This window comes from Paraburkholderia phenazinium (assembly GCF_900141745.1).
GTDB classification, from domain to species: domain Bacteria; phylum Pseudomonadota; class Gammaproteobacteria; order Burkholderiales; family Burkholderiaceae; genus Paraburkholderia; species Paraburkholderia phenazinium_B.
Genome location: NZ_FSRM01000001.1, coordinates 3,673,070 through 3,698,372 on the forward strand (window position 1 = coordinate 3,673,070; position 25,303 = coordinate 3,698,372).

Annotated in this window: 19 protein-coding genes; 8 read left to right on the top strand and 11 right to left on the bottom strand. The window is 60.8% G+C overall.

The window, feature by feature from the left end; all coding sequences use genetic code 11:
• Positions 1-76 precede the first annotated feature (76 nt).
• Positions 77-952 carry a LysR family transcriptional regulator gene (locus tag BUS06_RS16430; RefSeq protein ID WP_074265228.1) on the top strand — a complete coding sequence of 292 codons (876 nt, stop codon included), beginning with the start codon at positions 77-79 and terminating at the stop codon, positions 950-952.
• A 26-nt stretch (positions 953-978) separates the two neighbouring features.
• Here the strand turns inward: BUS06_RS16430 and BUS06_RS16435 are convergent, their stop codons facing one another.
• The gene (locus BUS06_RS16435) at positions 979-2,217 is read right to left on the bottom strand and encodes a serine hydrolase domain-containing protein (protein ID WP_074265229.1); all 1,239 of its coding nucleotides are present in this window, start codon (positions 2,215-2,217) and stop codon (positions 979-981) included.
• Between the two features lie 312 nt (positions 2,218-2,529).
• Here BUS06_RS16435 and BUS06_RS16440 point away from each other — a divergent pair, with 312 nt between their 5' ends.
• On the top strand, positions 2,530-2,790 hold the full coding sequence (locus BUS06_RS16440) for a hypothetical protein (RefSeq protein ID WP_074265230.1): 261 nt from the start codon (positions 2,530-2,532) through the stop codon (positions 2,788-2,790).
• A 44-nt stretch (positions 2,791-2,834) separates the two neighbouring features.
• Here BUS06_RS16440 and BUS06_RS16445 read toward each other — a convergent pair whose 3' ends face one another.
• Positions 2,835-4,673, bottom strand: a complete 1,839-nt coding sequence (locus BUS06_RS16445; protein WP_074265231.1) for an FAD-binding oxidoreductase — start codon at positions 4,671-4,673, stop codon at positions 2,835-2,837.
• Positions 4,674-4,907: 234 nt separating this feature from the next.
• On the opposite strand from BUS06_RS16445, the gene BUS06_RS16450 reads away from it, so the two are divergent.
• Entirely contained in the window at positions 4,908-5,288 is a 381-nt protein-coding gene (locus BUS06_RS16450; RefSeq protein WP_074266137.1) for a GNAT family N-acetyltransferase, read from the top strand.
• A 65-nt stretch (positions 5,289-5,353) separates the two neighbouring features.
• Here BUS06_RS16450 and BUS06_RS16455 read toward each other — a convergent pair whose 3' ends face one another.
• Entirely contained in the window at positions 5,354-6,361 is a 1,008-nt protein-coding gene (locus BUS06_RS16455) for an alpha/beta hydrolase family protein (protein ID WP_074265232.1), read from the bottom strand.
• A 115-nt stretch (positions 6,362-6,476) separates the two neighbouring features.
• On the opposite strand from BUS06_RS16455, the gene BUS06_RS16460 reads away from it, so the two are divergent.
• Positions 6,477-7,424, top strand: coding sequence for a LysR substrate-binding domain-containing protein (locus BUS06_RS16460; protein ID WP_074265233.1), 948 nt, complete (start codon positions 6,477-6,479; stop codon positions 7,422-7,424).
• A gap of 202 nt (positions 7,425-7,626) precedes the next feature.
• A complete protein-coding gene (locus BUS06_RS16465; protein ID WP_074265234.1) occupies positions 7,627-8,874 on the top strand; it encodes an MFS transporter in 1,248 nt (415 codons plus the stop codon).
• A 237-nt stretch (positions 8,875-9,111) separates the two neighbouring features.
• On the opposite strand, the gene BUS06_RS16470 is transcribed toward BUS06_RS16465, so the two are convergent.
• The 3 genes from BUS06_RS16470 to BUS06_RS16480 all read right to left on the bottom strand — a co-directional run bounded on the left by BUS06_RS16470 (position 9,112) and on the right by BUS06_RS16480 (position 10,978).
• Positions 9,112-9,513, bottom strand: coding sequence for a hypothetical protein (locus BUS06_RS16470; protein ID WP_074265235.1), 402 nt, complete (start codon positions 9,511-9,513; stop codon positions 9,112-9,114).
• Between the two features lie 69 nt (positions 9,514-9,582).
• On the bottom strand, positions 9,583-10,395 hold the full coding sequence (locus tag BUS06_RS16475; protein ID WP_074265236.1) for a GNAT family N-acetyltransferase: 813 nt from the start codon (positions 10,393-10,395) through the stop codon (positions 9,583-9,585).
• Positions 10,396-10,561: 166 nt separating this feature from the next.
• Entirely contained in the window at positions 10,562-10,978 is a 417-nt protein-coding gene (locus BUS06_RS16480; RefSeq protein WP_074265237.1) for an organic hydroperoxide resistance protein, read from the bottom strand.
• 465 nt (positions 10,979-11,443) lie between these two features.
• On the opposite strand from BUS06_RS16480, the gene BUS06_RS16490 reads away from it, so the two are divergent.
• Positions 11,444-11,731 carry a DUF1488 family protein gene (locus BUS06_RS16490; RefSeq protein WP_074265238.1) on the top strand — a complete coding sequence of 96 codons (288 nt, stop codon included), beginning with the start codon at positions 11,444-11,446 and terminating at the stop codon, positions 11,729-11,731.
• On the opposite strand, the gene BUS06_RS16495 is transcribed toward BUS06_RS16490, so the two are convergent.
• Positions 11,697-14,450 carry an excinuclease ABC subunit UvrA gene (locus BUS06_RS16495; RefSeq protein ID WP_083611445.1) on the bottom strand — a complete coding sequence of 918 codons (2,754 nt, stop codon included), beginning with the start codon at positions 14,448-14,450 and terminating at the stop codon, positions 11,697-11,699. The two genes, BUS06_RS16490 and BUS06_RS16495, sit on opposite strands and share 35 nt — an antisense overlap.
• Positions 14,451-14,708: 258 nt before the next feature.
• Here BUS06_RS16495 and nudC point away from each other — a divergent pair, with 258 nt between their 5' ends.
• Positions 14,709-15,659: an NAD(+) diphosphatase gene (gene nudC, locus BUS06_RS16500; protein ID WP_074265240.1), complete on the top strand. Its 951-nt coding sequence runs from the start codon at positions 14,709-14,711 to the stop codon at positions 15,657-15,659.
• 18 nt (positions 15,660-15,677) lie between these two features.
• Here nudC and BUS06_RS16505 read toward each other — a convergent pair whose 3' ends face one another.
• From BUS06_RS16505 to BUS06_RS16520, 4 genes are read right to left on the bottom strand one after another with little or no spacing between them, the layout of a single operon-like run.
• Positions 15,678-15,932: a hypothetical protein gene (locus BUS06_RS16505; protein WP_143787539.1), complete on the bottom strand. Its 255-nt coding sequence runs from the start codon at positions 15,930-15,932 to the stop codon at positions 15,678-15,680.
• Between the two features lie 4 nt (positions 15,933-15,936).
• Complete coding sequence (locus BUS06_RS16510) at positions 15,937-16,959, bottom strand: PoNe immunity protein domain-containing protein (protein ID WP_083611446.1); 1,023 nt, start codon at positions 16,957-16,959, stop codon at positions 15,937-15,939.
• A gap of 11 nt (positions 16,960-16,970) precedes the next feature.
• Entirely contained in the window at positions 16,971-18,521 is a 1,551-nt protein-coding gene (locus tag BUS06_RS16515; RefSeq protein ID WP_074265242.1) for a hypothetical protein, read from the bottom strand.
• The gene (locus BUS06_RS16520; protein WP_074265243.1) at positions 18,518-21,070 is read right to left on the bottom strand and encodes a type VI secretion system Vgr family protein; all 2,553 of its coding nucleotides are present in this window, start codon (positions 21,068-21,070) and stop codon (positions 18,518-18,520) included. Before BUS06_RS16520 ends, BUS06_RS16515 begins: the two co-directional genes overlap by 4 nt.
• 860 nt (positions 21,071-21,930) lie before the next feature.
• Here BUS06_RS16520 and BUS06_RS16525 point away from each other — a divergent pair.
• Positions 21,931-25,278, top strand: coding sequence for a VPA1262 family protein (locus BUS06_RS16525; RefSeq protein WP_074265244.1), 3,348 nt, complete (start codon positions 21,931-21,933; stop codon positions 25,276-25,278).
• Positions 25,279-25,303: the final 25 nt, after the last annotated feature.

Below are 25,303 nucleotides of genomic sequence, written 5' to 3' on the forward strand. Positions count from 1 at the left end.
TAGGTCTCGACATTGCTGCGTATGTGCAGCATTATTCACGTCGATAGATGCAAATTTGCATCAGGAGGGCGGCACGATGAACTGGGATGACGCGCGAGTGTTTCTCGCGGTGGAGCGCGAAAAAACGCTCCGTGGCGCAGCCAGGACACTCAATCTCGATCAGGCGACGGTCGGCAGACGGATTGCGGCACTGGAGCACGCCCTGCGTGCCACGCTCTTTCTGCGCACTTCCGAGGGTTACGCGTTGACCGCCGCAGGCGAGGCTGCGCTGAAATCAGCGGAGAAAATGGAACACTCCGCAAACGAACTCATCAGACGAACTCAAGGCACAGACACACGGCTTGCGGGGGACGTCAGGGTCACCAGTACCGACTCGATCGCGCTCGAATTTTTGCTGCCCGCCATCGAACGCCTGCATGCTGCACATCCCGAAGTGCGCGTCCTGCTGGACACGTCGACGCGCATGCTGAATCTGGCAAAGCGTGAAGCGGATATCGCAGTCCGCTCAGTGCGGCCGGACAATCCCGATCTTGTCGCGCGGCGCCTGGCTCGCTGGCCCATGGCGCTCTTTGCATCGAATGCTTATCTCGAGCAGCACGGCAAGCCCGTCCTTGGCTCTGCATTTGCGGGCCACGATCTCGTCGTCTATCAGGGCAACTGGACCGGTAATCGATCGCCAACGCTTGCCGGCGAACCGATACACGCGGGGCGCATCGTATCGACCTTCAATTCCAGCCTCATGCTGCGTACCGCGGTAAAGGCCGGCATCGGCATCGGTGAGCTTCCGATACATCTGGCTGAACACGACGGCCTCGTGCAGATATGGCCTGAACCCGCACGTGGGGCCGTCTATGAAATCTGGCTCGTCACGCATCAGGACCTTCGGCATACCGCGCGCATTGCGGCAATGATTGACGGTATTGTTTCCGTGTTCGAAGATCGCGCGAACTAACACCAGGTCGACGGTGTGGCCCGCACTCATCCATATTGCGCGACGAGCGAGTACCACAAGGCGTAGATTTCCCGCATGCCTGGATCGTGATCGCTGGTCCATACCGCCGTTTGCACAAGTACGAGTTTCGAACGCGGATCGACAATGATTCGTTGGCCATCCATGCCTTGTAATGCGAACATGCGCCGCTCACCCGGAAGTATCCAAACCTGATATCCATAGCCGAAGATCGGATTGGCTATTCCCGGCGCGAGAAAGCTCGACGATGACTCGACCGTCGTTGCCTGTAAAAGCCAGTCGCGCGGGACGATCTGCTTGCCGTTCCACGCGCCGTCGTGCGCCAGCATCAGACCCAGTCGCGCCCAATCGCGCAGCGTCGCGCTTACGCAGCAGTAGGTAATGTCCTGTCCGGTTGGATCGCGCCCCCATGACGCATCCGACTCCATGCCCATCTTCTTCCAGATGCGCTCACTCGCGTACTGAGCCACGGACATATGCGTTGCGTGGCTCAAAACCAGGCCCAGCACTTCCGTTTCGATACTTGCGTAGCTGAAATGCGTACCAGGTGCGCGCTCGCGTTTGTCGAAGCGCTTGACGGCTTCGATTGCCCCTACGCCGTGCGTGCTCAAAAGGTCATGACCTAGCTTGTCGCGATCGTCGCCGGGATTGCTGTCTTCAAAGAAATGGACACCGGAAGACATATGCAGCAAATCGCGAATTGAAGTTTGCCCATAAGCATTGTTAGCCAACTCCGGCACATAGGCATCCGCGAGATCGTCAATCGAGTGAATCGCGCCTTCCGATATGGCGATACCAATCAGCATTCCGACGATAGTCTTCGCCATAGACTGCGACATGAACCGGTCGGCGTCCGTACGGGCGTAGCGATAGTGCTCGTAAAGAATGGTGTCGTCGCGCGCGATCAGCAGGCCGGTCACCGGGTTGCGATCGAGGTAATCGTTAACGTTGCGGTACTGACCTCCGTACGGATAGTTCAGGGTGAGTTCGTGTGCGGAGGTTTTGAGTGTCGACGGAGCACCGGCCCTGGCAATCGGATCAGCTGGATGAACTTCGTCAAAGTGACTGTAGTAGCCGACAAACTGCCTTTGTGTTCTCGCCTGCCTCGGTGCGGGTACGGGATAGTGGTCTGCGGCACCGTAAGCGTCAGCGGCATATCCGGTGTCGGAGAACACCGCGTCCGACTGAGCCACTGCACACGACAACGCCAGAATGCAGCCTATGGTTACCTTGACGCCTTGTAGCATTGTCCAGTCCCTTTCTCGTTTAACGGTTGCGACGTTTAGACAGAAGATGACGAGAGTCATCTCCTACGCTCCCGTTAAACGGTGGATGGCGCCAGTTTCCGTCGGCAAACCGCCCTGAAAAAATTCCCAGATATTGCGAACTGCCAGGCACGGCTATGTCGTCAAGATGAGGGGCTTCATGGAAAAAGCTCCTGGCCAAAACATAGCGGCGCGCCGCGCTCATTTTGACCTAATTCTCCCTGCCTACCATCGCTTTCATGGGTCACGTCACCGAACCCGCAACGAAGCTCGATAACTCTCAGGAGAATTGCCATGAACACACTTTTTCGTTCCGCACTGCTTGCCGCTATATTCGTCTTGCCCACAGCGGCGTTCGCGCAATCGGTCATGCAGGTCGATGAAACCCAGGTTGAGATGGTCGCGTACGAGGCTGCCGGTCCGGATTCCGCGGCAGTGCAGGACCGCACCAGCACGTTGAGCGATCCTGCTGGCTCGCACGCAAGCACGCTTTCCGATGCTGGATTCAATCCCGCCGCTGACGTAGGCCTGAATTCGATTTACGTCCGTCACTGATGTTGTGGGTTACTCGCGCGGCAGCTGCACGGCCACGCTGATGTTCACGTCGCCAGCCGCGTGAAGCCGTCCGCGCTCCACGCGTCGGAATTCACGCCTTGGTGAATGAAGAACAGGCCATCGGGATCGTATCGGTGCTTCACCTCGCGGAGCCGGTCGTAATGCGTTCCCCAGTACGCATGTTGCCAGTCGGATTGAAAAAAGCTGCTTTCCGAAATGTAGGCACCTGCATTCGGCACCGCGCGCCGTAGCACGTCTGCCGCCTCACGGATCCTCACCGAGGCCTGCCGGGCCCGTGCGAGATCGGGGCCATCCCCAGGCATGCCCCTGAACGCGGGAGCGGCTTCGCCCGCAATAATCGCGAGCGCAAAGGCGTCGAGCACGGCCGGGTTCATCGCCGTCTCCGATGTCCGCTGACGTGCCTCAGGAGATCCGCCGCCAAGTCCCTTGTTGAAGTGCAAACCGATCGACCAGTGACGGGTGATTTCGAACAGCATATCCACGAGTTGGGCTTGCGCGGACTGTGTCAGCAACGATACCGGCAGCCACGCGGATTCGTAGCCATAGATAAACTGTCCCGCCTCGCCCTGATTCGCAGACCAGAACACATCGCCGGCGGTGGCACCGGGCCTGTCGTCGGTCATCATCGCGCCGGGCACGTGCTGCATGATGTAGGCGGGATCCCATAGCCGCTGTGCCGGCGCGGCGAGGATCTGCGGCGGGGATGCCAATGAACATCCCGAGGCGGCGCTGGATACCCAGTCGAAGAATGGCTGCCACATGGCCGCCGCCTGATCGCGGCTCAACCCCTGAAACATCATGGAGATTCGCAAAGTGCCATCGGCGCGTAGCGACACCGTTTCGCCCCAATGCTCGTTCAGGAGATTCTCTGCGTAGAAAGCAACGAACCTCGCAATCAGTTGCCGGAACGCCTCCGGCGAGTGCGTGTTGATGTTTGCAAAGATCACGCCGAAGTACTCGGGCAACGGATGGGTTTCGAGCGTCACACTCGCCACAGCCGCAAAGCTTCCGCCGCCCCCGCCTTTCAGCGCCCAGAACAGGTCCGGTTCCCGATAAGCGTTGACGACGCGGACGGCGCCGTCGGCCGTCACCACTTCCGCCTGCAGCAGCGATCCGGCGGCGTTCCCGTAGCGTTTCGAGAAACTTCCAAAACCACCGCCCAGGACAAGTCCGGCGACGCCGACCGTCGCACAGCCGCCCCCTTGAACGTATCGGCCACCGCGTGTGGTCACCGCGTCGTAGACGTGCATCCAGATGGCCCCTGCTCCCACGGTGACTGCTGGCCGAGCTGCTTGCCGGCCCTCTCCGCCTTGAGGGGTAAATCCGTCATGCACTTCGATTGCACGCATGTGCCGCGTCCAGATCAACAGCGAGTCGGGCGAATTGGATGTTCCCTGATAGCTGTGTCCACCGCCTTTGATCACCAGCCGCAGGTTGCGCTCGCGAGCGAAACTGATCGCTTCGGAAATGTCCCGCGAATCGCTGGCCGCGACCGCATAGGCGCTCGGCGTCGACATCCACGCGTCTACCCAGCCCGATGTCTGCGTCAGCGCCGGTTCATCGCCGAGGTAGTACGGGTTCTTCAGTTCGTGAAGCAGTCCCTGGCAAGTCGTACCGTCGGGCGCCTGCTGGCATACCGAGAGCGGCGCGGACAACCGGCTCAGCCGGCCGCCGACTCGATCATTGAGCGCGGCCCAATCGCTCTCCGTCGGCCAGTCCGCATCCGACGGGCGGCGGCGCCGCATCGCTCTATCCCCAGCGGCTCCGGCGTTGGTCGCGCATGCCGTCAGTGCGGGAACGGCCGCGGTGGCAGCGGCGCTTGCCGCGATCTTCAACAGGTCCCTTCGACTGAATCCACGCATCGTCTCTCCTCCACGATAGGGTGATTCGGAATGGTGAGGAATAGCCGCAATTTTCGAATACTAACTCACCCTCGGCTGTTAGCCGGCGAGCGATCAAGCACCTCAAACACGTACGTCTTGCAACAGGACAGAGCTAGACGTTACGATCGCAAATCGATCGCGAGAAAATCTGAGGTAGCCGTGGACACCGACGTACTGCACATCTCGACAAACAAGCATGAACTTGATCTAGACATGATTCATGCATTCCTCCATGACCAGGCGCCGTGGTCGATCGGCATCGCGCGGCATACCGTCGAGCGGGCAATCGAAGGTTCATTGTGCTTTGGCGCCTATCTCGGCAAACGGCAGGTTGGTTTCGCGCGCGTCATCACCGACTTCGTTACGTTCGGCTATCTCTGTGACGTGTTCGTGCTGCCCGAATTCCAGTCGCGCGGCTATGCGGCGTTATTGATGCAGCACGTCGTCGATTCGGATGTGCTGCAGGGACTTCGACGTATCGTGCTTGTGACTTCGAATGCACACGGTCTGTATCGCCGGTATGGGTTTGACAAGCTTGCGCATCCGGAGAAGTACATGGAGGTGCATCGGCCGAATATTTATTCGGCCAGCTAGGTGGATTCTGATATCGAACCGCTTCGACGACGACGTATCTGCCTTCAAGAATGACTTCCCTGCCCTTAGCAATGCGTCGAACTCCCAGCGCGCTGAAATACGACGCTGCCCGGCCCTCCCTCCCGCAACGCTCCCGACTTCAGCCATGCGAGCGCAATCGGCCAGAGGCTGTCTTCAAAGCGGCTGTGAAAAAACGCGAAATGCCCGATCGCCGGCTGCCCGATCTGCCTCGGCCCAATGCGCAGATGCGTGAGCGCACTGCCCGTGAAATAGCGAAGCAGCCTTTCAATTGCGGGCACGGTGCCGAACTCGTCGTCGGTAACGCTAATCGCGAGGATCGGCGCATGCACCGCCGAGAACTGTGCGACAAGCCGCGCGCGTTCTGCCTCGCCGAGGGCGAACGCCCCGCGCCTGAAAGTGTCTTCGAAACGCGCCTTGCTGCAGCTCCACGATAAGGCTACGCCCTTGGGTGTGTCCTCCATCCAGCCGAGACGCCTGGCCGGCACATAGCCGGCGAGTATCGCGAGAACCGGCATGAGTACATGCCAGCGCCACAGCATCGCGAGCTTGCGGCCCGGCGCATAGTCGCGCCAATGCGCGTACTGCGCGCCCATCGTGACGACTCGCCGGATCATCGCGTTCGACGGCGCGAGCCCGACGACAACGCCGCCGACGCTGTGCGCGACGACGTCAACCGGTTGGCCCGGAAATTCGCGCGCCGCGTATTGCAACACCGCCTCGAAATCGAGCTGCCCCCAGTCAAGCCACGACGCGCTAAAGCCGCGCAGCGACCGCGGCCGCGACTCGCCGATGCCGCGGTAGTCGTAGACAATCGCGTCGTAACCGTGGCTGAAGAGGAATGCCGCGAAGCGAAAGTAGTAACGGCAACGCACTGAGGTCGCCGCGTTGACGATCACCACCGGCCGCGCGCTTGCGTTGGATTCGTGCACGACGCTGCAGTCACCAGCATGGCGTTCGCCATGACGCCAGGCGAAGCCGCGAATCGGGCAGCCGTCCGCCGCAACGAGCGCGATTGCCTCAGGTTCGAGTGCGGTGGTTTTCGTGTCCTGCATCGTATCTCCAGATGAGTCGATTCCCGATTGCCCGAATTCGTGTACATCCACATTCCACTTGACTCATGCGCCCGGCTCAACCAACCTTCTCGCATCTTTCGCATGAGGTGCATGCATGCCAGTACCGCTTGTCCAACTCGCGCCGCTCGACCTGATTCGCGGCTTTGTCGCGGTCGGCCGCCGCATGAGCATCACGCTCGCCGCACAGGACCTGTGCCTCACGCAGTCGGCGCTGAGCCGCCAGGTTCGCGCACTCGAGGATTGGCTCGGCTTCGTGCTCTTTCAGCGCGGCTACCGGTCGATTTCCTTCACGCCCGAGGGCGAACGTCTCTTTCGCACCGCCGATGCCGCCGTCCAGCAATTGCAGGAAGTCTTCGAAGTCCTGGGCCACGCTCAGGAGGGGCTGCCCGTGACGATCACGGCCAGCATCGGCGTGACGGGCCTCTGGCTACTGCCGCGGATCAACGGATTCCAACGGCGTTACCCGAATGTCGACCTGCGTATGGCGGCTATCGACAGAAACGTCGATTTGCGCGCCGAAGGGATCGATCTCGGCATCCGCTATTGCCCGGCCACGAATGCGCCTCCGGGCGCCGTGCGCCTCTTCGAGGAGGCCGTCGTGCCCGTCGCGCATCCCTCGCTCGGGCTCGTACGGCTCGACGAGGCCGCGTTGCTGGGGCCTCAGGCGCTGCTCGAATTCGAGGGGCCACGCAGGCCGCTCCTGCGGTGGTCCGATCAGCTCGCCGCAATGGGACTCGCCCACGCGCAGCCGGTCAGAATGCTCCGCTTTAACCAGTATGACCAGGTCATCGCTGCGGCGCTTGCCGGCCAGGGCATCGCGCTGGGCCGCATCGCGCTGATCGAGTCGCTCCTCGCCGACGGACGGCTCGTCGCGCTTGCCGAGGGCGCCGCCGTGCGCACAAGTACGTACGGTTATTGGCTCTATCAGGCTGAGACACAGCCGCGTCAGGACGTGCTCGATGTCGTCGAGTGGATCCGGTCGGAGGCCCGCGCCGTAGAGGCAGTGGTCAACGAGGCGCTGGCGGCGCAGGCCGGCGTATAGCGCTCCCTCTCGCATGCATGGCATGCATGCGAACGCGTCCAAAACATTGATTGAAGCGCGCCGCGCGCCGACATTTAATGCCCAGCATGGTGTGCGGACGCGTGACATCCGCAAACGTCACGTGGGGCCGCGCCGTGCGGCGCCGGCAGCGAAGGCGCGATGAGCAGCAAGCGCGCCACCCACACTACGCGGAGGAGCGGCAGTGAGCGGACAACAGGACATCTGGCGAAACCGCTGGCAACCAGTGATTGCCGGCGGCGTTGTAATGGGCGCCGCTTTGGGCGTGCGGCACGTGCAGGGGCTCTTCCTGACACCGGTCACGATCGACCACGGCTGGTCGCGCGAAACGTTCGGTCTGGCGCTAGCGCTGCAGAATCTGCTCTGGGGCATCGCGCAGCCGTTCGCGGGGATGATCGCCGACCGCTTCGGTTCCGCCCGGGTGATACTCGCCGGCATGCTTGTCTATGCGCTCGGCCTCCTCGTCATGGCGTATGCAGGTACTCCTGGCATCTATACGCTCGGCACCGGCGTGCTGGTCGGCGTCGGACTCTCGGGCTCCGCATTCGGCGCTGTGTACGGCGCGCTCTCGCGGATCTTTCCCGCCGGGCATCGCAGTTGGGCACTCGGCGTCACAGGCGCGATCGGCGGCCTTGGCCAGTTCTGCACCGTGCCGTTCGTGCAAAACCTGATGAGCGGCATAGGCTGGGTTTCGACGCTCGTCGTGCTGGCCACGGTGATGGTCCTGCTCGCGCCGCTCTCGGCCTGGTTGCGCGATCGCCCCGTGCGCCATGTCCCCGGCGAGGCATCCGCGCAATCGATGGGCGCGGCGATTCGCGAAGCGCTCTCGCATCGAGGGTTCTGGCTGTTGAACTTCGGCTTTCTGGCATGCGGCTTCCAGCTGGCATTCATCGCCGCGCACATGCCGGCGTATCTGCTGGACAAAGGCCTGAGCGCACGCAATGCAAGCGCAGCGCTAGCCCTGATCGCGCTTGCCAACGTGATCGGCACGTACGTGTGCGGATATGTCGGCGACTTCATGCGCCGGAAGTACGTGCTCTCGGCGATCTACTTCATCCGGTCCGCGGCGATGGCGGCGTTCTTTTTCGCGCCCCTCACGCCGGCAAGCGTCTACGCATTCTCGTTCGTGATGGGCCTGATCTGGCTCGGCACGGTGCCGCTGACAAACAGCCTCGTATCGCAGGTCTTCGGAGTGCGTTATATCGCAACGCTGTTCGGCTTTGTGTTCTTCGGACATCAGTTGGGGAGCTTTCTCGGTGTCTGGCTCGGCGGCATCGTGTACGACGCGACCCACGCCTACGATCTGCTTTGGTATGGCGCGATCACGCTTGGCGTCGTCGCGGGCCTCTTGCACTTGCCAATCAACGATGAACGAGTCGATCGTCTCGCCAGGCCGCTTGCGCAGCCGGTGCAAGAAGCATGGGAGGCCTAAGGATCATCACGAGAGCTTTGATGAACTCGCCGAAGCCTCTTCGGAAGGCTCTGATCGCAAGCGTGGCCGCACTCCTTGGGCTGGCGATCGTGGCAGTGTGCTTCGTGGGCTACCTTACGCCCGCCGCGCTCTTCTCGCTTCTAACAGGAAGCGCGTTTTGCGGATGAGGTGATAGACGCCAACCGGCGTTCGGCAGTGGTCAACGCCAAGACTGCGGGCGACCCGTCGGGCCGCGAACTACCCGAAAACACGTCCCCATGCTGTCCGAATGCGTCGCGCACGGTCTTCGAAGAGATATGAAGCGACGAGTGTCAGCAGACCTGAAATCACTCCCGTCATGATGTGTTCGAGGTAGGGAATACGATAATGACTCATGTGTGAGTAGACGTCGCCTAACATGGTCAGGACTCCCACGATCAGCGCATTGCCATACCGATTCGTGTAAAGCTTCGCAGCAGGTGTGAACGTGAGCAGCACAGCGAGAAGACCCGTGAGCAGACCGGTGTGGAATGCAATCGTCCAGTGGCCAAGGCTCATGACGTTGCCCCAACTCCCCGGCATGCAGGTCATACATGCGCTGGTAGGTTGCCAGAAACGCTGGATAAACAGCTTGGCGCGGCGCGTCCACTCGCTTGACATGATGTGTCCCTGCGTATGTGTGAGAACCCCGAGGGCATTTCTCAGGAGATTAGACCGTTCTGTATGCGCTCAGCGCTCAGTTATGTTACGCGGCTCCTGACACAAACTGGCGACGCGCCCTTGTCGCTGAAAACCCATTGCCTCGTATATTTCGCCCGCGTGGTAAGCCTCATCTGCAACAATAACAAACTGGTGCGAACGTCCAGCGGTGCGCCTGATAACCTCGGCCATCAGGGACTTGCAGACATTCCGGTTTCGATGCTGAGGCGCGGTGATCACTGACTGAAAACGCGCGATCCCGTCCAGAAAGAACAAGCCCAGACTTCCGACCTGTTCGTCACCAATAAAAGCTCCCCACCAGTTTCCCAGACCGCGGTCGATCAGCGTTTTGTAGGCCGTCTGTTGATGCGCCATGTAACGTTGCGAAGTGATCTCCTCGGGATTGGGCATGTCGGCGAGTTGCATTCGGGACCAATCGTCCCAATCCTGCTGGACGGCAAACGGGCGCACTTCAACCAGCGCGCTTGTCGCGACCGGACGCAGGTCATCAGGATGCGCCGCCAGCACACGACAGACCGTCGCGTCATAGCCTTGCTCGATGAATGCGTCGAGGGTGACGACGCTGTCGACGCTCTCCGGCCACGTAAACGTGCGGTGTGCAATCGAAGGCGGTTTGCCGACGAGGTGGGCAAAGTCATGCTCCAACCGTTTCAGGTCACTTCCCACGGGTTGCTGCGGCAAGACGAGCATATTGCCGAAAAAGTATTCGGGTGCATGGGGGGTGCGGACGACGATGTAGTCATCCCGCGACTCGACGATCCCGGTTTCTGCGTGCAGCAACAGATCGGTAGCGAGACCCAGGTTGTCGGGGAAATGGCGCATTTCAAGTATCGTTAGTAATGAGCATCGTTCGGTCTTTTTGCTTTTATGCGCGTTGACTTTCGGTCAAGGCGGATCGCAACCGGCCGGATGCGTCATAGGCCCCGGCCTCTGGTTGCGATTGTCTGCGATCCACTTCCCCGTGTCGACTGGCCGAATCTGGGCCGACCTAGACCACGTTGATCACGACGTCGATGTTGCCGCGTGTGGCCTTGGAGTATGGGCACATCTGGTGTGCCGCGTTCGCCAATGCTTCGGCAACTTCGCGCTCAACGCCCGGCAGGCTGACGTTCAGACGAGCCTGCAAGGAGTAAGCGTCGTCAGTTACACACAGGTCCACCTCTGCATCGACGGCGGTGTCTGCCGGCAGCGCAATCTTCATGCTGGCAGCTGCGCGTCGCATCGCGCCGATGAAACAGGCAGACCAGCCTGCCGCAAACAGCTGTTCCGGATTCGTGCCGGTGCCGGATGAACCGGGCGCCGATAGTTTGACGTCGAGCCGGCCGTCGGAACTGCGGGACGCTCCGTCCCGGCCACCGGCGGTATGGGTTTTTCCTGTGTAAAGCACTTTCTTGAGCTGAGTCATGATGGTTTATTTCCTCGGTTTACGTTTGGATCTACGGCGGTGCGTGAGTCCGTCATCCGGCGTTGATGCATTAAGCCCCGGCGACGTATCTGGCTTGTGTCGGAAAACGGGCCGATTGCAACGACGTGTATCACCGTGGCGACCAGATACATTACGATACGAATCAAGCGTTTTGAGCAGGAAAGGAAAGCGAATCGCGGGCAGGTCCGCGAAGACCCGCGGAATAAAAGACGCTGGCGGCTCGCGAAGGGTATACAGTGGGGAGACGGCTGGCTGCGTCTCGCGGCCGCGTGCTCAGGGATCCATCATGCCAGTACAGACCAAATCAGCTTCTACAATCACCAGCGGTTCGAGTGCGTACACTCTCGAGCGCAGGACGCACGCCCTTGTCCTCGAAACAGCGGATGCACTGCGCGCAGAACAGAGACGCGTCAGTTTTGCTTCAATTGATTCGAATGCCAGTAAATGGCGTTACTCAGTTGCAAGCGTAAAGGGCTGATCGTGGCACTTGAATTCCCCAATCCCAGCCGGAGCTACGATGCCGCGAGGCATTGTGTGTGTTTCTGGGGATACGACAATTCGCGCGAAATCACCTTCCTGGTGGATGACGCGGTGATCAGGAATTTGCAGCCGGGTGCGGGCTCCGACGAGCGGTCGATACTCGGGGCGTTCGACCAGTTTCGGGAAAAGCTTCTGGAGATCGCCCGGAAGCGGTACGTCAGCGGTCCGCAGAACCGGTATTCGATTTCTTGAGTGGCGGCCTCTTCGACCTGACGTCGAATACGGCGCGCAGATAGCTCGCGGTACGACTGTCCTCGGCGAGCGCCACTGTCTCAGGCTCGCCGCTCACAACGATCCGGCCACCCTCCTCTCCAGCCCCTGGACCCACATCGAGGATCCAGTCGCTTTGCGCCGCGACGCGCATGTCGTGCTCGACCAGCACCACGGTATTGCCAGCATCCACAAGGCCATGCAGATGCACCATCAGACGATCGGTGTCGACAGGATGTAGACCCGTAGTCGGCTCGTCGAGGATGTACAGCGTATCGCCACGTTGCGCACGCTGCAGCTCGGTCGCAAGCTTGATGCGTTGCGCCTCGCCTCCGGATAGTTCGGTGGCCGGCTGTCCCAGCCGCAGGTAGCCCAGGCCGATGTCGCGAAGCACGGTCAGCGAGCGCATCACCTGCGCTTCGTCGACGAAGAAGTCGCATGCGGTGTCCACGGTCATCGCCAGCACTTCAGCGATGTTGCGATCGCGCCAGCGGATCTCGAGCGTCTGCGGGTTGTAGCGGCTGCCATGGCACGTCGAACAAGGCGCGTAGACGCTTGGCAAGAACAGCAGCTCGACCATCACGAAGCCTTCGCCCTCGCACGTCGGGCAGCGTCCTTGAGCGACGTTGAACGAGAACCGGCCGGCGCTGTAGCGACGCTTGCGTGCAGCGGGAGTCGCGGCAAACAGCTTGCGCACGGTGTCGAACAGGCCACAATAGGTCGCGAGATTCGAGCGCGGCGTACGGCCAATCGGCTTCTGGTCGACGCGCACGAGGCGCTTGATCCTGTCCATGCCGGCTGTGATCCGGCCGTCGGTCGTGACAGGCGGGGCCGCAAAGAGCGGATCGACTTCGTCGTCTTCGGCAAGATCGGGTACGCGTCCGAGATGTTCCGCCACGAGTTCCGTCAGCGCCTGGCTCACCAGGCTGGACTTGCCGGATCCCGAGATGCCCGTCACCGCGGTCATGCAACCCAGTGGAAAATCCGCCGCAAGCTTGTGCAGATTGTTGCGCGTCACGCCTTCGAGCCGCAGCCAGCCGCGGGGCTCGCGGCGCGGACGGGGCGCGGCCTCGCTCCACTGAGCGTCTGACTCGCCCTGCGCAAACAGGTAGCGGCGTGTGCGCGAGCTTTCGACATCCGCAAGGCCTGCGGGTGGTCCGCTGTAGATCACACGTCCGCCTGCCTCGCCGGCATCCGGGCCTACGTCGACGAGCCAGTCGGCGCGCTGCATCACGCTAATGTCGTGCTCGACCACGAACAGCGAATTGCCCGCGTCCTTCAGGCGCTGCAATGCTTCCAGCAACGCATCGCCATCCGCGGGATGCAGTCCGGCAGACGGCTCGTCGAGCACGTAGACAACGCCGAACAGCTGCGACGACAGCTGTGTGGCGAGCCGCAGCCGCTGCAGCTCCCCGGAGGACAGAGTCGGCGTCGCGCGGTCCAGCGCAAGATAGCCGAGGCCGAGGTCGATCAGGGTTTTCAGACGTTCGAGCAGTTCGATCGCGAGCCGCTGCGCGGCCACGCGCTTCTCGTCGGACAGGTTGGGCGTACGGCGCACGTCAGGGGCAGCCTGGTGAGCCTGTCCGCCGGCCGCGACACGGCGCGCGACCGCTTCGCGCCGGCTGGCCTTGTCCATAACTTCGCCATCAGCGGACGTGCTGGAAGACGGCCACTGGCCGCGCGAGACGGGTTCGAGCAAGGCAGCCAGCCGTGCGATGGGTAGCTGCGAGAGCTCGCCGATATCCATACCGGCGAACGTCACCGAGAGCGCTTCCGCCTTCAGCCGCTTGCCGTGGCACGACGGGCATTCACTGCCGAGCATGAACTGTGACACGCGTTTCTTCATCAACGCGCTCTGCGTATTGGCGAAGGTATGCAACACGTACCGGCGCGCGCCGGTGAACGTGCCCTGATAGCTGGGCTCTGCCTTGCGTCTGAGGGCGGCGCGTGTCTCCTTCGGCGTGAAGCCCGCGTAGACCGGCACCGTGGGCTGTTCGTCGGTAAACAGAATCCAGTCGCGGTCTTTCTTCGGCAGATCGCGCCACGGCGTGTCGACGTCGTAACCGAGCGTGACAAGGATGTCGCGCAGATTCTGGCCGTGCCATGCGGGCGGCCATGCGGCGATCGCGCGCTCGCGGATCGTCAGCGAATCGTCGGGGACCAGCGAGCGCTCGGTCACGCTATAGACGCGGCCGAGCCCGTGGCAAGTCGGGCAGGCGCCCTGTACCGTGTTCGGCGAGAAGTCCTCCGCATACAGCATTGGCTGCTTGGGCGGATAGCTGCCGGTTCGCGAATACATCATGCGGACGAGGCTCGACAACGTCGTCACGCTACCCACCGACGAACGCGCGCTCGGCGTGCCGCGCTGCTGCTGCAAGGCGACCGCGGGCGGCAAGCCTTCGATCGCATCGACGTCGGGTGCGCCGACCTGCTCGATCAGCCGCCGCGCGTATGGCGCGACCGACTCGAAATAACGCCGCTGCGCTTCCGCGTACAGCGTGCCGAACGCAAGCGACGACTTGCCGGAACCGGACACGCCGGTGAACACCACCAACGCATCGCGGGGAATGTCGACGTCGACGTTCTTCAGGTTGTGCTCCCGCGCGCCGCGAACCTGGACGAAGCCGCGCGGCACAAAAGTGGACGGCTCGGCAAGATCAACCGAATGCTGGGGAGTGGAGGACCGTGAGGGCTTGGCCATGGCGACAGGGATAGGTTCGGGGTGACGGTCTTGAATGCGGTCGCAAGCGACGTGCCGCTGGGTTCGCCGTACGAGGCGATCATGACTTCGGTATCGCGTGCCAAGAAAAATCTGCACAAGCTTCATTCTAGCCAAACCGGCCATGGGCGGTTCCCTCGGTCAATGAGCCAACGACGGCTTTCCGGATCGTGGTCCGATACATCAAGCGGAACACCGTGCCATACTTCCCGAACATATGGCCCATATTTCCTGTTGACGATGACCACCTCTTCCACGTCCATCGGTTTTAACCACAATACGCTCGAGCGCCGCTCCGAAAGACGCGACGATCACGCCTTCATCGAAGCGCTACGCAACAACCCGGCTACGCGATTTCTTGTCTTCGACGGAGACGCTCCCTTGCTCAAGCGAGGCACCGAGCATGACCCGTGGTACATCGCGAGTGAAACGGTGGCCTTCGGCGAGCCGCTTCACAGCGTGTTTCTCGGCGAGGAAAGCGACGGCAGCGGACGCTTTGCGCTCGGCTTCACGCTCAACCGCGCCGCGGACGATCCGTCGGGAGACACGCTCCACGAGCGCATCGAGCTTCGCTCTATCGCGCTGCAGGGTCTTGTCGGCACTGCGACGCTGGGAATGCTCGGGCAGGCGAAGTCGATGCTCGACTGGCAGCGCCGCCACTCCTACTGCGCAAACTGCGGCTCGCCGAGCCGCATCGCGGCGGCCGGCTGGCAACGCATCTGCGATGTTTGCGGCGCACGCCACTTCCCGCGGGTGGACCCGGTCGTGATCATGCTCGTCATTGACGGTGAACGATGCTTACTTGGGCGTCAGCGCCATTTCGCCCCGGGGATGTATTCGGCGCTTGCCGGGTTCGTCGAACCGGGGGAAACCACGGAAGACGCCGTGCGGCGCGAAGTCATGGAGGAGGCTCGCGTGAGGTGCGCACAGGTTGTCTATTTCGCGTCACAGCCGTGGCCATTCCCTTCGTCGCTGATGATCGGCTGCTTTGCGCAGGCGAGCGATACCGAGATCGTGGTCGATACAGAGGAACTCGAAGACGCCCGCTGGTTTTCGCGCTCAGAGGTCGCGGCGATGCTCGCGGGTACGAGCGCGAGCGGGCTGTCGGCGCCGAAGCCGTTCGCTATTGCCCATCATCTGCTGCAGGCGTATGCGGATAAGGGTGCTGCGGTGTTGGGCGGTTGCGGGTAACCGTATCATCCGATGAGCTCAACACTCAGGAGGGGTAACAACGTGCCACTGTCCGAACTCCGGGTCAAACAGTCCGACCCCGTCACAAGTTGAGTTGTCGGCCACAACCATGATCGGGTCCCGAAACAGGCTGCCGTCGAGTTGCGCGGCGGCCATGACGTGATACGCCTGCCCTGGCTGCGCGAAGCGCGCGGCCTCGTGAACGAGAACCCACGCTGGCGGTGAAACGAAAAACGGCATCGCGTCCGGGTGCCGTGATTTTCTCTCAATCATTCGTTCACGCTTCGCGGGTTGGTCCGCCATCCTCGCGGGACATCACGATCCATGTGACCGGTCCTTCGATACGGTCGCGACCAATGCCTTCGGGGAACACGTCGCCCTCCTTGAACATGCGCTCCTGCACGAACGCGCCCGGCGATTCGAGTACACCCCAGCGGCCTGCGTGCGGGCAGTGTTCGCCGGTTCGACGCGAGATGTGTGGTTTCGGCGTGTCGGCGCCCCGGGCTGCGGCCTGCTGCTGGCGCGCAAAATCCACAAGATCCTTTGGATACACTAGATTGTCGCGATAGCTGCTGTCGTCAATGTCCCACAGCACTGTCACCAGCGCGGCTTCCAGACACCAGTAACCGAAGTACAGGCCGTCCGTATGCGCGCCGTGCCAGTAGGTCGGTGTCATGCCCTTGTACCAACTCTCGACAAATTCCTTGACGAAAGCGGCACGCTCTTCGGGCGGCGAAACTGTCGCGCGAGCAAGCGGGCGATAGGGTTCTGGATGGAGCAACACGCGCGGTGTTTCGAGGCGCGTACCTGTAAGCATCATGACCACGTTCTCAAACAGGCCATCACGCCCCCGGTTGAACTCGCGGGTTTTGTCCACCCAGCGCATCACCGTCGGAACCAATTCCAAGTGGTCTAGTAGCCTGCAAAGTGCTAGCAGCCAGAGAACATAAACGTAAGCGTCAAACTGGGTAATTTCCAGCGTATCAGCAACGTTCTCGGGCGGGTTCTTGCTGCGAGGCGATACCTCATTGACAATATAGACATCGAAACGCCGGATGACTTCTGGGAACTGCAACTTCAGTTCTTCGATGGGACTACCCGCGGTGTAGTTGAGAAGAAGAAGTTGAAGGCTATCGGACGCGATCGACCAGCGATGACTTGACTCGGCTCCTGGAGCCTTGACCTTTTCGGACGAAAGCGATTCATACGAAAGCTCAATACCGTATTCAAATCCTCGCTTGGCTTGAAGAAATTCCTTTTCGCCGAGAAATTTTTGCCGCCGACTTTTATTGAAATCCACGTTCCGAACTCCTAGAAAGTATTCTCGGCAGGCTGTGACGGAGCCGGTTTCAACGCATTTTCCAGCTGCATTCCAGATGCCACTATGTCAATCAGTACAAACAGCTTGGAAGAGGACCCTGTTGCGCCGGGTAGGCAGATAAAAATCCAGCGGGCATAACGAGAAGTTTGAATAGCCTTTAGCTTTTTGACCTTTTCATCTACGGTCATACCGCCGGCCCGTACGCTTCGATCAAGTGCCTTGGGAATCCGTTCTTCAGTCCACGGTTCACTCATCTGCGTGCCATCGCACGTTTCCCCGAGACGACGCTTCGCCTCCTTATTGATACCGTCGGTATCGTCAGGATCGAAACCTTTCGATATGTGCTTGGCCTCAAACACCACGAACAGCGGATACGCTACCGGACTTGTCGCCTCCGGGTTGAGCGCCTTGTACTTGAGTGTCGGCGGCTTCATCGTGTCGAGAATGAACACGAGCTTGCCCCCTGGCGGCGGCTCGCTCACGATCTGCGGCATAGGGTTCGGTGCGCTCATGTCCCATTGCTTCTCGAACAGACCGTCGAGACCTCGACCCCTTGGCGGATCGACAAGCCGCTTGTAGCCTAGCGACTTCTCCATCAGGGTATAGCCATCGTTCTCGCACTTCGCGCCGTTCTTTTGGTTGTTCTCAATCTGCAGCTTGCATTCGTTGGTCAAGGTATCGGCTTTGACTTCAGTCTTGACCTCCGGAGCGGGAATCGCAATTTGCTTCTTGCGGGCATATCCCGCCTGCCATTTCCGCAAATCCTCATCTTCGGTGTAGTGCTCAAAGGCATTGGATGGCATCACCACGATAGCAATCGTGAACAGCACCATCCCTCCGAGTCGAAGCAAGTACGGCGCGAGACGACTACCGACAGCCTCGCCAATGCTCTCGCCGACGGTGGGCGCCTCGACCGGCGGCACGACCCTCAGCGACGGCGGTGGTTTCGGAAAGAATGGATCATTCGCCGGGACGTCGGTGATCGGCGCATCGGGCGCGGGAAGTGCCTGCGCCAGCATGACCGTGCCCCCGAGCGCCGCTGCCTGCAGCTTCCGATCTTCCTCCTTCAGCACGCCCACCCATGCCTTGGCTTCGGCCTGTGCTTTCTTCCCGCCTCCCGACCAGTCGAACGATTCGACGTAACGTTTCGCATTGCCGTATGCCTGGCTGTGCATGAACGCTCGCACATCCAGCCAGTTTCCACCGTCATTCACAATGCCAAGGAACGTGCGCGCGGTTCCGTAGCTCGGCATGAATCCCGAGAAGAAGAAAGCGAGCTGGTCAGAAGCCAACGAACGCTCGCCGCCACTGAGTATCCACGACAGGAAATCGCGCACCAGATACAGGAAGTCGTCATCGTCGTGAAATCCCTTCACACGTGAGAGCCACTGTCCGGCAATCGCCAGCGCGGACTGCTGCTGGCGAATCACGTCGATGGGATAAAACATGGCGAGAAACCGTTCGATTTCCGCCACGGACATACGTACTGCGTCCTTCAGGTCTGGCTTGACCTGGGTGATGGGCAATACCCTTGCGATCATGAAAGGAACTTCCTCACGAGGTTGATACCGGATTGCGCATCGGCGGCTACGCCGCAAACGGTGTTGGGGTGCGTCGGCTCGCCCGTCCACTGCCGTGCGTCCTCGCTCAACTCGACAGTCCCCTTACCGGGCGGTACGCCATCGAGGCGCGCAAAGCCCTTGTCATCGAGCGTGCCGGACAGTGTGGTGCCATTGCGCAGATGCAACTTGTAGGGCGCATTCCTGACCGGCTCAAGGTCCTCATAGTGATGACTGATTTCGAAGAAGTGCGGCAGATCGCCCACCTTGCCGGACGGCAAAACCGGGAGGTCCGGTCCCTGTGATGCCTTGCCCTGTTTCTGGATCGTAATGGTCTTGAAGAACAGGTCGAACGGACCGCCAAGCGTGACGCTGCCGTCCTTCATGTGGATGAAGGCGCCGCCGCATTCGAGGATGATTTCCTTGGCAGCTGCAAGATTGACCTTGCCGTTGACACTGGCCAGATTAACGTCCTTGTCGGAAATGAACGACATCGGGCCGCCTTGCGCCTGAATATCAACGGGGCCTTTCACGGCGAAAATCTTGATGCCAAGTTTCTGCGCGAATAGCGAAATCTTCTCGCCTGCCGCTACCGTCCAGCGTCTCAGCACACTCCAGTCAGCGTTCTTGCCGGCCACAGCGTTGATGTTTTCCCGCGCCGAGAACTGGACGCCGCCACCAGCGACGAGTGCCGCCGATGCAGGCGTGCTCATCAGCAGGCCCGGCTTCTTCAGGCCGTCCAGGTCGTTTTTCATCTGCTGCTGGGCGTCTGTGTCTGCTGGCTCGGCCTTCGCGCTCGCGGCCGAAGCGGCCAGCGCCTTCGCGATCACCAGCGCACTCTCAAGCTGCGCGATGGTTTCCTGCATGTCCAGTTGCTGGCCGGTCGCGCCAGGGCGGTCATAGGTCGTGACCATCATTCCCTTGCCCGCGCGGTTCACGCCGTAACCCGAAGTGCGAAGCTCATAGCCTTCGCCCCTGTATTCCAGCTTGTTATTGACCAGGTAGCCGAGATTCAGTTGCGACTTGCCCGAATGCTCTGTGCTCAGCTTGGCACCTTCCTGGCCCGACCAGTCTTCGAAACGCAGCTTGTTATTCTTCTGCGTGCGGATCATGTTGCGCGAGAGCCAGCGCCGGTCGCTCGTCACCAGGTCGCGCGCCTGGCTATGGTGATGGAAGGCGCTGATTTCGGGCTTATCCGGATCGCCATCACGGCAGGTAATCACCGCTTCGGCATCGTCAAGCGCGGGGAAGTGCATGCCGGTTCGCCCCTTGCCCGCGAACGGTTTTGCCAGGCGCAGCGGTACGCTCTCGCCGCCATTGGGCCACGTCTCGAAGTCTGAATCGAAACGAACGATATAGCGCCCGTCTGCGTTGATGTACGAATAGGTGTAGCTGTCCGGACTGCAAATTCGCCCCGACAGGGTGCCGCTCACTTTGGCCCACGTCTGCGGCTTCAATTCGAGCCTGAAGCGCCGGTCGGCTGGAATCGCCCTGAAGGTGTTGGAATAAGCCTTGTCACGCGCGCCGCTGTGCGTAATTTCGATGATGACCATGCCCTTTGGCGCATCGACCAGGACAGCATCGGTTTCCAGCACGCGGCCGCACTGCAACGCAAGCACGTTGCTCTCGCCTTCGTAGACAACCTGGCGGGCGATGGCCGCTTCGTGGCGAAGTTGTGCCTCCCACTGCGCACCCGCCTGGTCAAGATGGTGCGTACCATAGACATAGGCCTGGCCATAGGTCGTGTCGTCCTGCGGCGCGATGTTGGCTTCGTCCCTGAAGCGCTCCCAAGCCGCATCCGGGTTGTAGTCCGCGACCATGAACGACCTCGGCACTGTCGAGGTATGCGTACTGATCGACGTGACCGCCTCGATGCCGCCCGCTTCAAGTCCGGCTGCCTCGCGGTACGGCACGATCAATTGCGGGTCGTAGATATAGTGGTCAATGTCGTCGCCATAGACCGTCTGGTCGCCGTATTCCGTTTCGACGATATAGCTGTAGATACCCGCCTTTTCCATCAGCATATGGGCGTAGGCCGCGTCCGACATTCCGTACTGCATGCGGAACGCGTGCTGGGGATACTGCCTGCGCAAGCGAAACGACATCTGCTCGGGCCGCATGCCTTGGCCCTGCGCGATGGCCTTCAGGATGTCCGGCGTCGTGCCGTGCTGGAAAATCCTGTTACGCGTGACGGCCTCAAGCCGCGCGATATGCGACCTGAGCACGATTTCGTACGCGACGAAATCCTTCGTGGTTTGCAACGTCGAAAAGCGTGCGATGAACCCGGAGAACCTGCGTATGGTCCCGTCGTCTGTCTCGATTGAAAACGACGCGTCGCGGTTCAGGTAGTCAGCACGCGCAAGCTGCAACGGGTGGGTCAACATGACACGCACCTCATTGGGTGCGCCCATTTTTTCGGTCGCGGTGAACGACACGACCGACAGCGCCACCGCGCTATCTGTGCCAGGCACGGCGAGGTGATACGCCTGTCTGCCTGGTATGGCTTGCAGCGCGTCTTGCAGGTCCGCCATAGGCTGCCCTCCTCGATGATTGTTTTTAGAGGCGCGGCCTGCGGTGCATCAGGACTGCTTAGATTGGTAGGCCGCGATGCGAGGCCAGTTCAACCCCTGAAGGTTTTTACCGCGCAATCCGTCCCGATTCTACGAGTCGGAGGCACAGAATTTGTCATTTGTTGTCAAGGCAAAATCACTAAGCGCTGTCCAACAGCGGACGAGCCTGGATGGCCAATCTTGAGTGGGCTTTGGGCGGTCTCGCAAGAATCGTCTGCTCACCACCGCTTGCTCGTTACGGCCTCCCTCGTCGCGCACCGGACATAGCCGGATTCTGGAGGAGAGTGACGAATGAGAGACGGGCGTCAAACGCCGAGCGGCATCATTGGCCAGCCGCGAAACACTGCCCGATGATGGGCCATTTGATTTCATCAACAGGATTAAGCTACTGATTATTATCGGGTTTTATTGTTTGGGGAGGCTGTGTACCAGTAGCTGTGTACCAGTCAAGCTTGCAACCGGTTTCAAAATCGCCGCGTATCAACTTGGTCACCCACCGGAAATCGAAACCCCTCGCTCATACAAGGGTATCCGAGCGTCTCTGCTGTCGAGTAAGCGCACAATGACCATCGCCGCCCCGAAGCGGAAGTAGGCAGTCAGCGTTGCGCGCCAAAGCGGACATATACTGTTGGCATTGGCTCCGCTTTGAGTCACCGCATCGATCCAGCGAGCCATCTGATCGGTGCGTGTGCCTCACACGCATGCGGGTTTGGAGTCCGAAGGCTCGGTGCTCGCTGACGTCGGCATATCTTCAGAAAGGTTGCTCATTTCAGCGTCGGCGCCAACGTGAAAATGCGGAAAACTGCTCATAAAGGGAATCGATGGCTCCTGTACTTGATGACCTGCTCAACGACGGCCGGCTAGCGCGGCTGTTCTCGAAGGACACCCGCCACTGCGCGCTGCAGCTGTGGATCTTGCAGATCAAGTCCGCGCAATCGATTGAGAGTCGCGTCATCTACGGTCGCTTACTCCCTTACAGCCATTCCAACGACCACTGGTCCTCCAGCGACGATAACTTCCATACCTTCGGGCAAGTCCAGGCGCAAGTTATACGGCTCGAACTGTACGTCAAAAGCACCCATTGTGCGGACCTCCTACGGCAATTGAGCGTCGGCCGAACCGTCTCGACAATAAGCGAGGACCTGAAGCTCGGGCTCTCGGACGAATTGAAGGCACGGTTCGGAGCGACCGCGCTCGCCGCCGACGACTTGGCGTACCGCCCGGTCGCCTACCTGCTCAATCGCGACGCACATGACCATCATTCGCCCTCCAGCCCGCATGGTGGGGCTGGCGCCTTCAGCGCTTCGATAACCAAGACCGACAAAGGGACGCTGTTCTGCGTAGGCCAGGACTACGACGTCGCCTTGACCGCATCGATGGTCAAGCACCTCAACGCGGATACTGGCCTAGACTTCGGTGGCGCCGATACCGCTCGGTTCGGCGACCTCGAACTGTTGGTCTTTCCTGCGCTGGACGACCTAGAGAGGCGCTTGCTAAGCGTGAGTTGGGTCGATGCCCCGCGCGCCTTGGTCGCCCGATTCGATCCGATACAGCTACCGCACTTCAGCGGCTTCCAGTTCCGCCTGAGCATTGCGAACGACGGCCAAATCGTCTACTCGGGCGTCGCCACAGCAGAACGCAATGCGGAGGACGTGTTCGAGTGCAAGTTCGAGCTGAACGACCAGCTGCGCGCCAGTACTGACAGCACCGACTTGGAGATCTTCGGCTTCCATGGCGACCATTCCCGCGAGGGTACGCTGTGTTGCCGGTGGCGGATCGGATATGTTAGGGAGTTCCATCTTCAGGGTCATGTAGTCGGCCACGCGGTCAGCCCAGTCAAGTTCGATTGGCTGGAAAGAGCTACGCGGAAGGCAGTACCGGCGCGGGTGAAGGCAGCCCTGACGATCAATCGCGGCAATATGGGATTCACCAACCGCTTCGGTGGGCGAGAGGCGGACCCTTGGGTCCCGGCCAACCGAAATCTCACGACCCTTTTTGCACGGCTCCATCCGCCGAAGTCGGAGGGGCAGTTCTTCATGCGCTGGGGCTTGGGCGATGGCGAGGGGCGGCTGCAATTCGTGGAGTGGTTTAGGGTGCTGCTGGCCAAGTACCAGCAACACCAGATAGTCATTTTTGATCCCTATTTCGAGACCGCTGGCTTGGGGCTGGTGTTGCTCTGTGCGGCACCGCAGGCCGACTACATCATCTTCAGGTCCCTACCCCCAAAAAAACCCAAGAAAGGCGAAGCGACGCCGGACGAATCCGACAAGCCCACCCCCAGCGGGATTGACAACTTGGTGGCGAACTGCGAGCAAAACCGCCATCTACTGAAGCACATCAAGCTGCGCATCTACGGCCTGAGGAAAGGCCGGCTGCATGATCGCTACATTCTGATCACTGGAGCGGACAAGTTACCGGTCGCTGGCTTCAACCTCTCCAACTCGTTTCAGGCAGCCGCTCAAGACCAACCATTGCTGATCACCCCGATCCCTGCGGATGTCCTGCTCAAGGTTCAGCAATACAAGTTCGAGTTGGTGCAGGAGGCCGAGAGGACGCAGGCGGCACAGCCCGAAAGCGAGAACGAGAATCCCTCCATGCGGCCTCTCTTCGACTCCACGGCATTACCGACGGCACCCCGAAACTACGAGCTGCTCAGCTTCATCGAAAAGGCCCGGGCGGGCGACGTGTTAAGCGTGTGGACTGGCGAGCCGTCACTACAAGGCTTGAGCGGTGATCCGTTGAAGGAACGGATGGTCACGCTGGGACTGCTCATGGATGACTCGCTCACGCTGCCTGAGACGGCAGGCTTGCGCAATTTCTTGGCTCAGCACGCGGGTAACTTCGCGGATTTCACGGCGACCTGGGAGGTGCTCGGCGACGTGCTCGCGCATTCGCGCGCGGAGGATCGCCGCTTTCGCGAGCTCGAATCCGAGCGCGGCTTTTTGGAATTCCTGGCGCGGTTCCTTGAGACATCGTTCAACCGCGCGTATGAAGAGGGGGATAAGGAACTGGCCGTGATGGACGCTCGATTCTTTCGGGAACCGGTCGAGACCCTGCTACACAGCTCCTATCACTTGCATCACTTGTTCCATGCGACAAAATACGCGGCCCTGACTTGGCCGGAGTACTTCGCCATCAAGTTTCTATGGTGGTATGCCCCAGAGGCTCTGCTACCGATCGCCGAAGCCCAGGTGGCCGGCGTGCCAATGGAACCTCAAGTTCAGGACATGGTGCGGCTGTCTCTATTGAGCCAGATCGTCAGCGACATTTCGCTGTCTATACAGTTCGATATCAACGAAGCGCAACGGGATCTCCTCGTTCGCAGCAGCAACGGCCTGCTGCAATGGATGGGACTGAACGCGATTGAGCGGCAGCTGGAAAAGCCTGAGGGGCTCGCGCCTGTGCTGCAGTTGACGGGCGCCTTTGCCTACCCGGAGCAAGTGCGTGCCCTTGGTTGGATGGTTCATCACGCGGCAGAGAATCCGGAGAAGGCCGAAATCTACAACGGCCTGGTTACGGCGCTGCACGACGCGCTACCAGCGACCATCCCCACTGAAGAGCTCAGGCGTCTAGTCGACTCCATGCGCGGTCATATGCGGCAACTGGCCTGGGCCGAACCGTGGCTGTTCCAGGATGTGGTCTTTCCGCTGTTACGGAATGGCCGCGCAAACACCGACGATGCCTGCGAGATCTGGGTGCAGGAGCTCGCCCGCATGCTGGAACCGGAGTTCAAGGAACAGCCCCGGCTGTTTGACGGAGCGCGCGAGGGGCAGACGACCAACATCGCCGCGCTCCTCTTTGCCTACAGCAGCCCCGAGCGTCAGTTGGCCAGCCTGAAGTCGATGCAGGTGATCCTGAAGCGGCAGCGGCAGATCGTGCTACAGCCTCTCGCCAGCACCTCGAACTGGACCAGGTGGGACGCCGCCCTCACTGTGTCGCTGTGGATAGTGGCCTTCAGCAGATGGGGTGAATACTACTTACGCCAGCGCGGCATGACCGATCGCGAGTTGGAGCGGCTGTCGCGGGACGCCCGAGAGCTGACCATGTTTAGGCCGATGGTCGAATGGCGCTCGGGGGGCGCTGGCAGACCCGGCCACCTCGTCGCGTTCCTCGACCAAGTGGAGGAGCTCCTGGCCTCAAGCAACGAGTCGCAAAGCAAACTTCAATAGTCGGTTTGCCCAAGCAGCAGTGCTG

Bases quoted from the DNA above. Each gene is read 5' to 3' on its own strand.
- BUS06_RS16430 (WP_074265228.1), top strand. From the start codon at position 77: ATGAACTGGGATGACGCGCGAGTGTTTCTCGCGGTGGAGCGCGAAAAA.
- BUS06_RS16435 (WP_074265229.1), bottom strand. From the start codon at position 2,217: ATGCTACAAGGCGTCAAGGTAACCATAGGCTGCATTCTGGCGTTGTCG.
- BUS06_RS16440 (WP_074265230.1), top strand. From the start codon at position 2,530: ATGAACACACTTTTTCGTTCCGCACTGCTTGCCGCTATATTCGTCTTG.
- BUS06_RS16445 (WP_074265231.1), bottom strand. From the start codon at position 4,673: ATGCGTGGATTCAGTCGAAGGGACCTGTTGAAGATCGCGGCAAGCGCC.
- BUS06_RS16450 (WP_074266137.1), top strand. From the start codon at position 4,908: ATGATTCATGCATTCCTCCATGACCAGGCGCCGTGGTCGATCGGCATC.
- BUS06_RS16455 (WP_074265232.1), bottom strand. From the start codon at position 6,361: ATGCAGGACACGAAAACCACCGCACTCGAACCTGAGGCAATCGCGCTC.
- BUS06_RS16460 (WP_074265233.1), top strand. From the start codon at position 6,477: ATGCCAGTACCGCTTGTCCAACTCGCGCCGCTCGACCTGATTCGCGGC.
- BUS06_RS16470 (WP_074265235.1), bottom strand. From the start codon at position 9,513: ATGTCAAGCGAGTGGACGCGCCGCGCCAAGCTGTTTATCCAGCGTTTC.
- BUS06_RS16475 (WP_074265236.1), bottom strand. From the start codon at position 10,395: ATGCGCCATTTCCCCGACAACCTGGGTCTCGCTACCGATCTGTTGCTG.
- BUS06_RS16480 (WP_074265237.1), bottom strand. From the start codon at position 10,978: ATGACTCAGCTCAAGAAAGTGCTTTACACAGGAAAAACCCATACCGCC.
- BUS06_RS16490 (WP_074265238.1), top strand. From the start codon at position 11,444: ATGGCGTTACTCAGTTGCAAGCGTAAAGGGCTGATCGTGGCACTTGAA.
- BUS06_RS16495 (WP_083611445.1), bottom strand. From the start codon at position 14,450: ATGGCCAAGCCCTCACGGTCCTCCACTCCCCAGCATTCGGTTGATCTT.
- nudC (WP_074265240.1), top strand. From the start codon at position 14,709: ATGACCACCTCTTCCACGTCCATCGGTTTTAACCACAATACGCTCGAG.
- BUS06_RS16505 (WP_143787539.1), bottom strand. From the start codon at position 15,932: ATGATTGAGAGAAAATCACGGCACCCGGACGCGATGCCGTTTTTCGTT.
- BUS06_RS16515 (WP_074265242.1), bottom strand. From the start codon at position 18,521: ATGATCGCAAGGGTATTGCCCATCACCCAGGTCAAGCCAGACCTGAAG.
- BUS06_RS16520 (WP_074265243.1), bottom strand. From the start codon at position 21,070: ATGGCGGACCTGCAAGACGCGCTGCAAGCCATACCAGGCAGACAGGCG.
- BUS06_RS16525 (WP_074265244.1), top strand. From the start codon at position 21,931: ATGGCTCCTGTACTTGATGACCTGCTCAACGACGGCCGGCTAGCGCGG.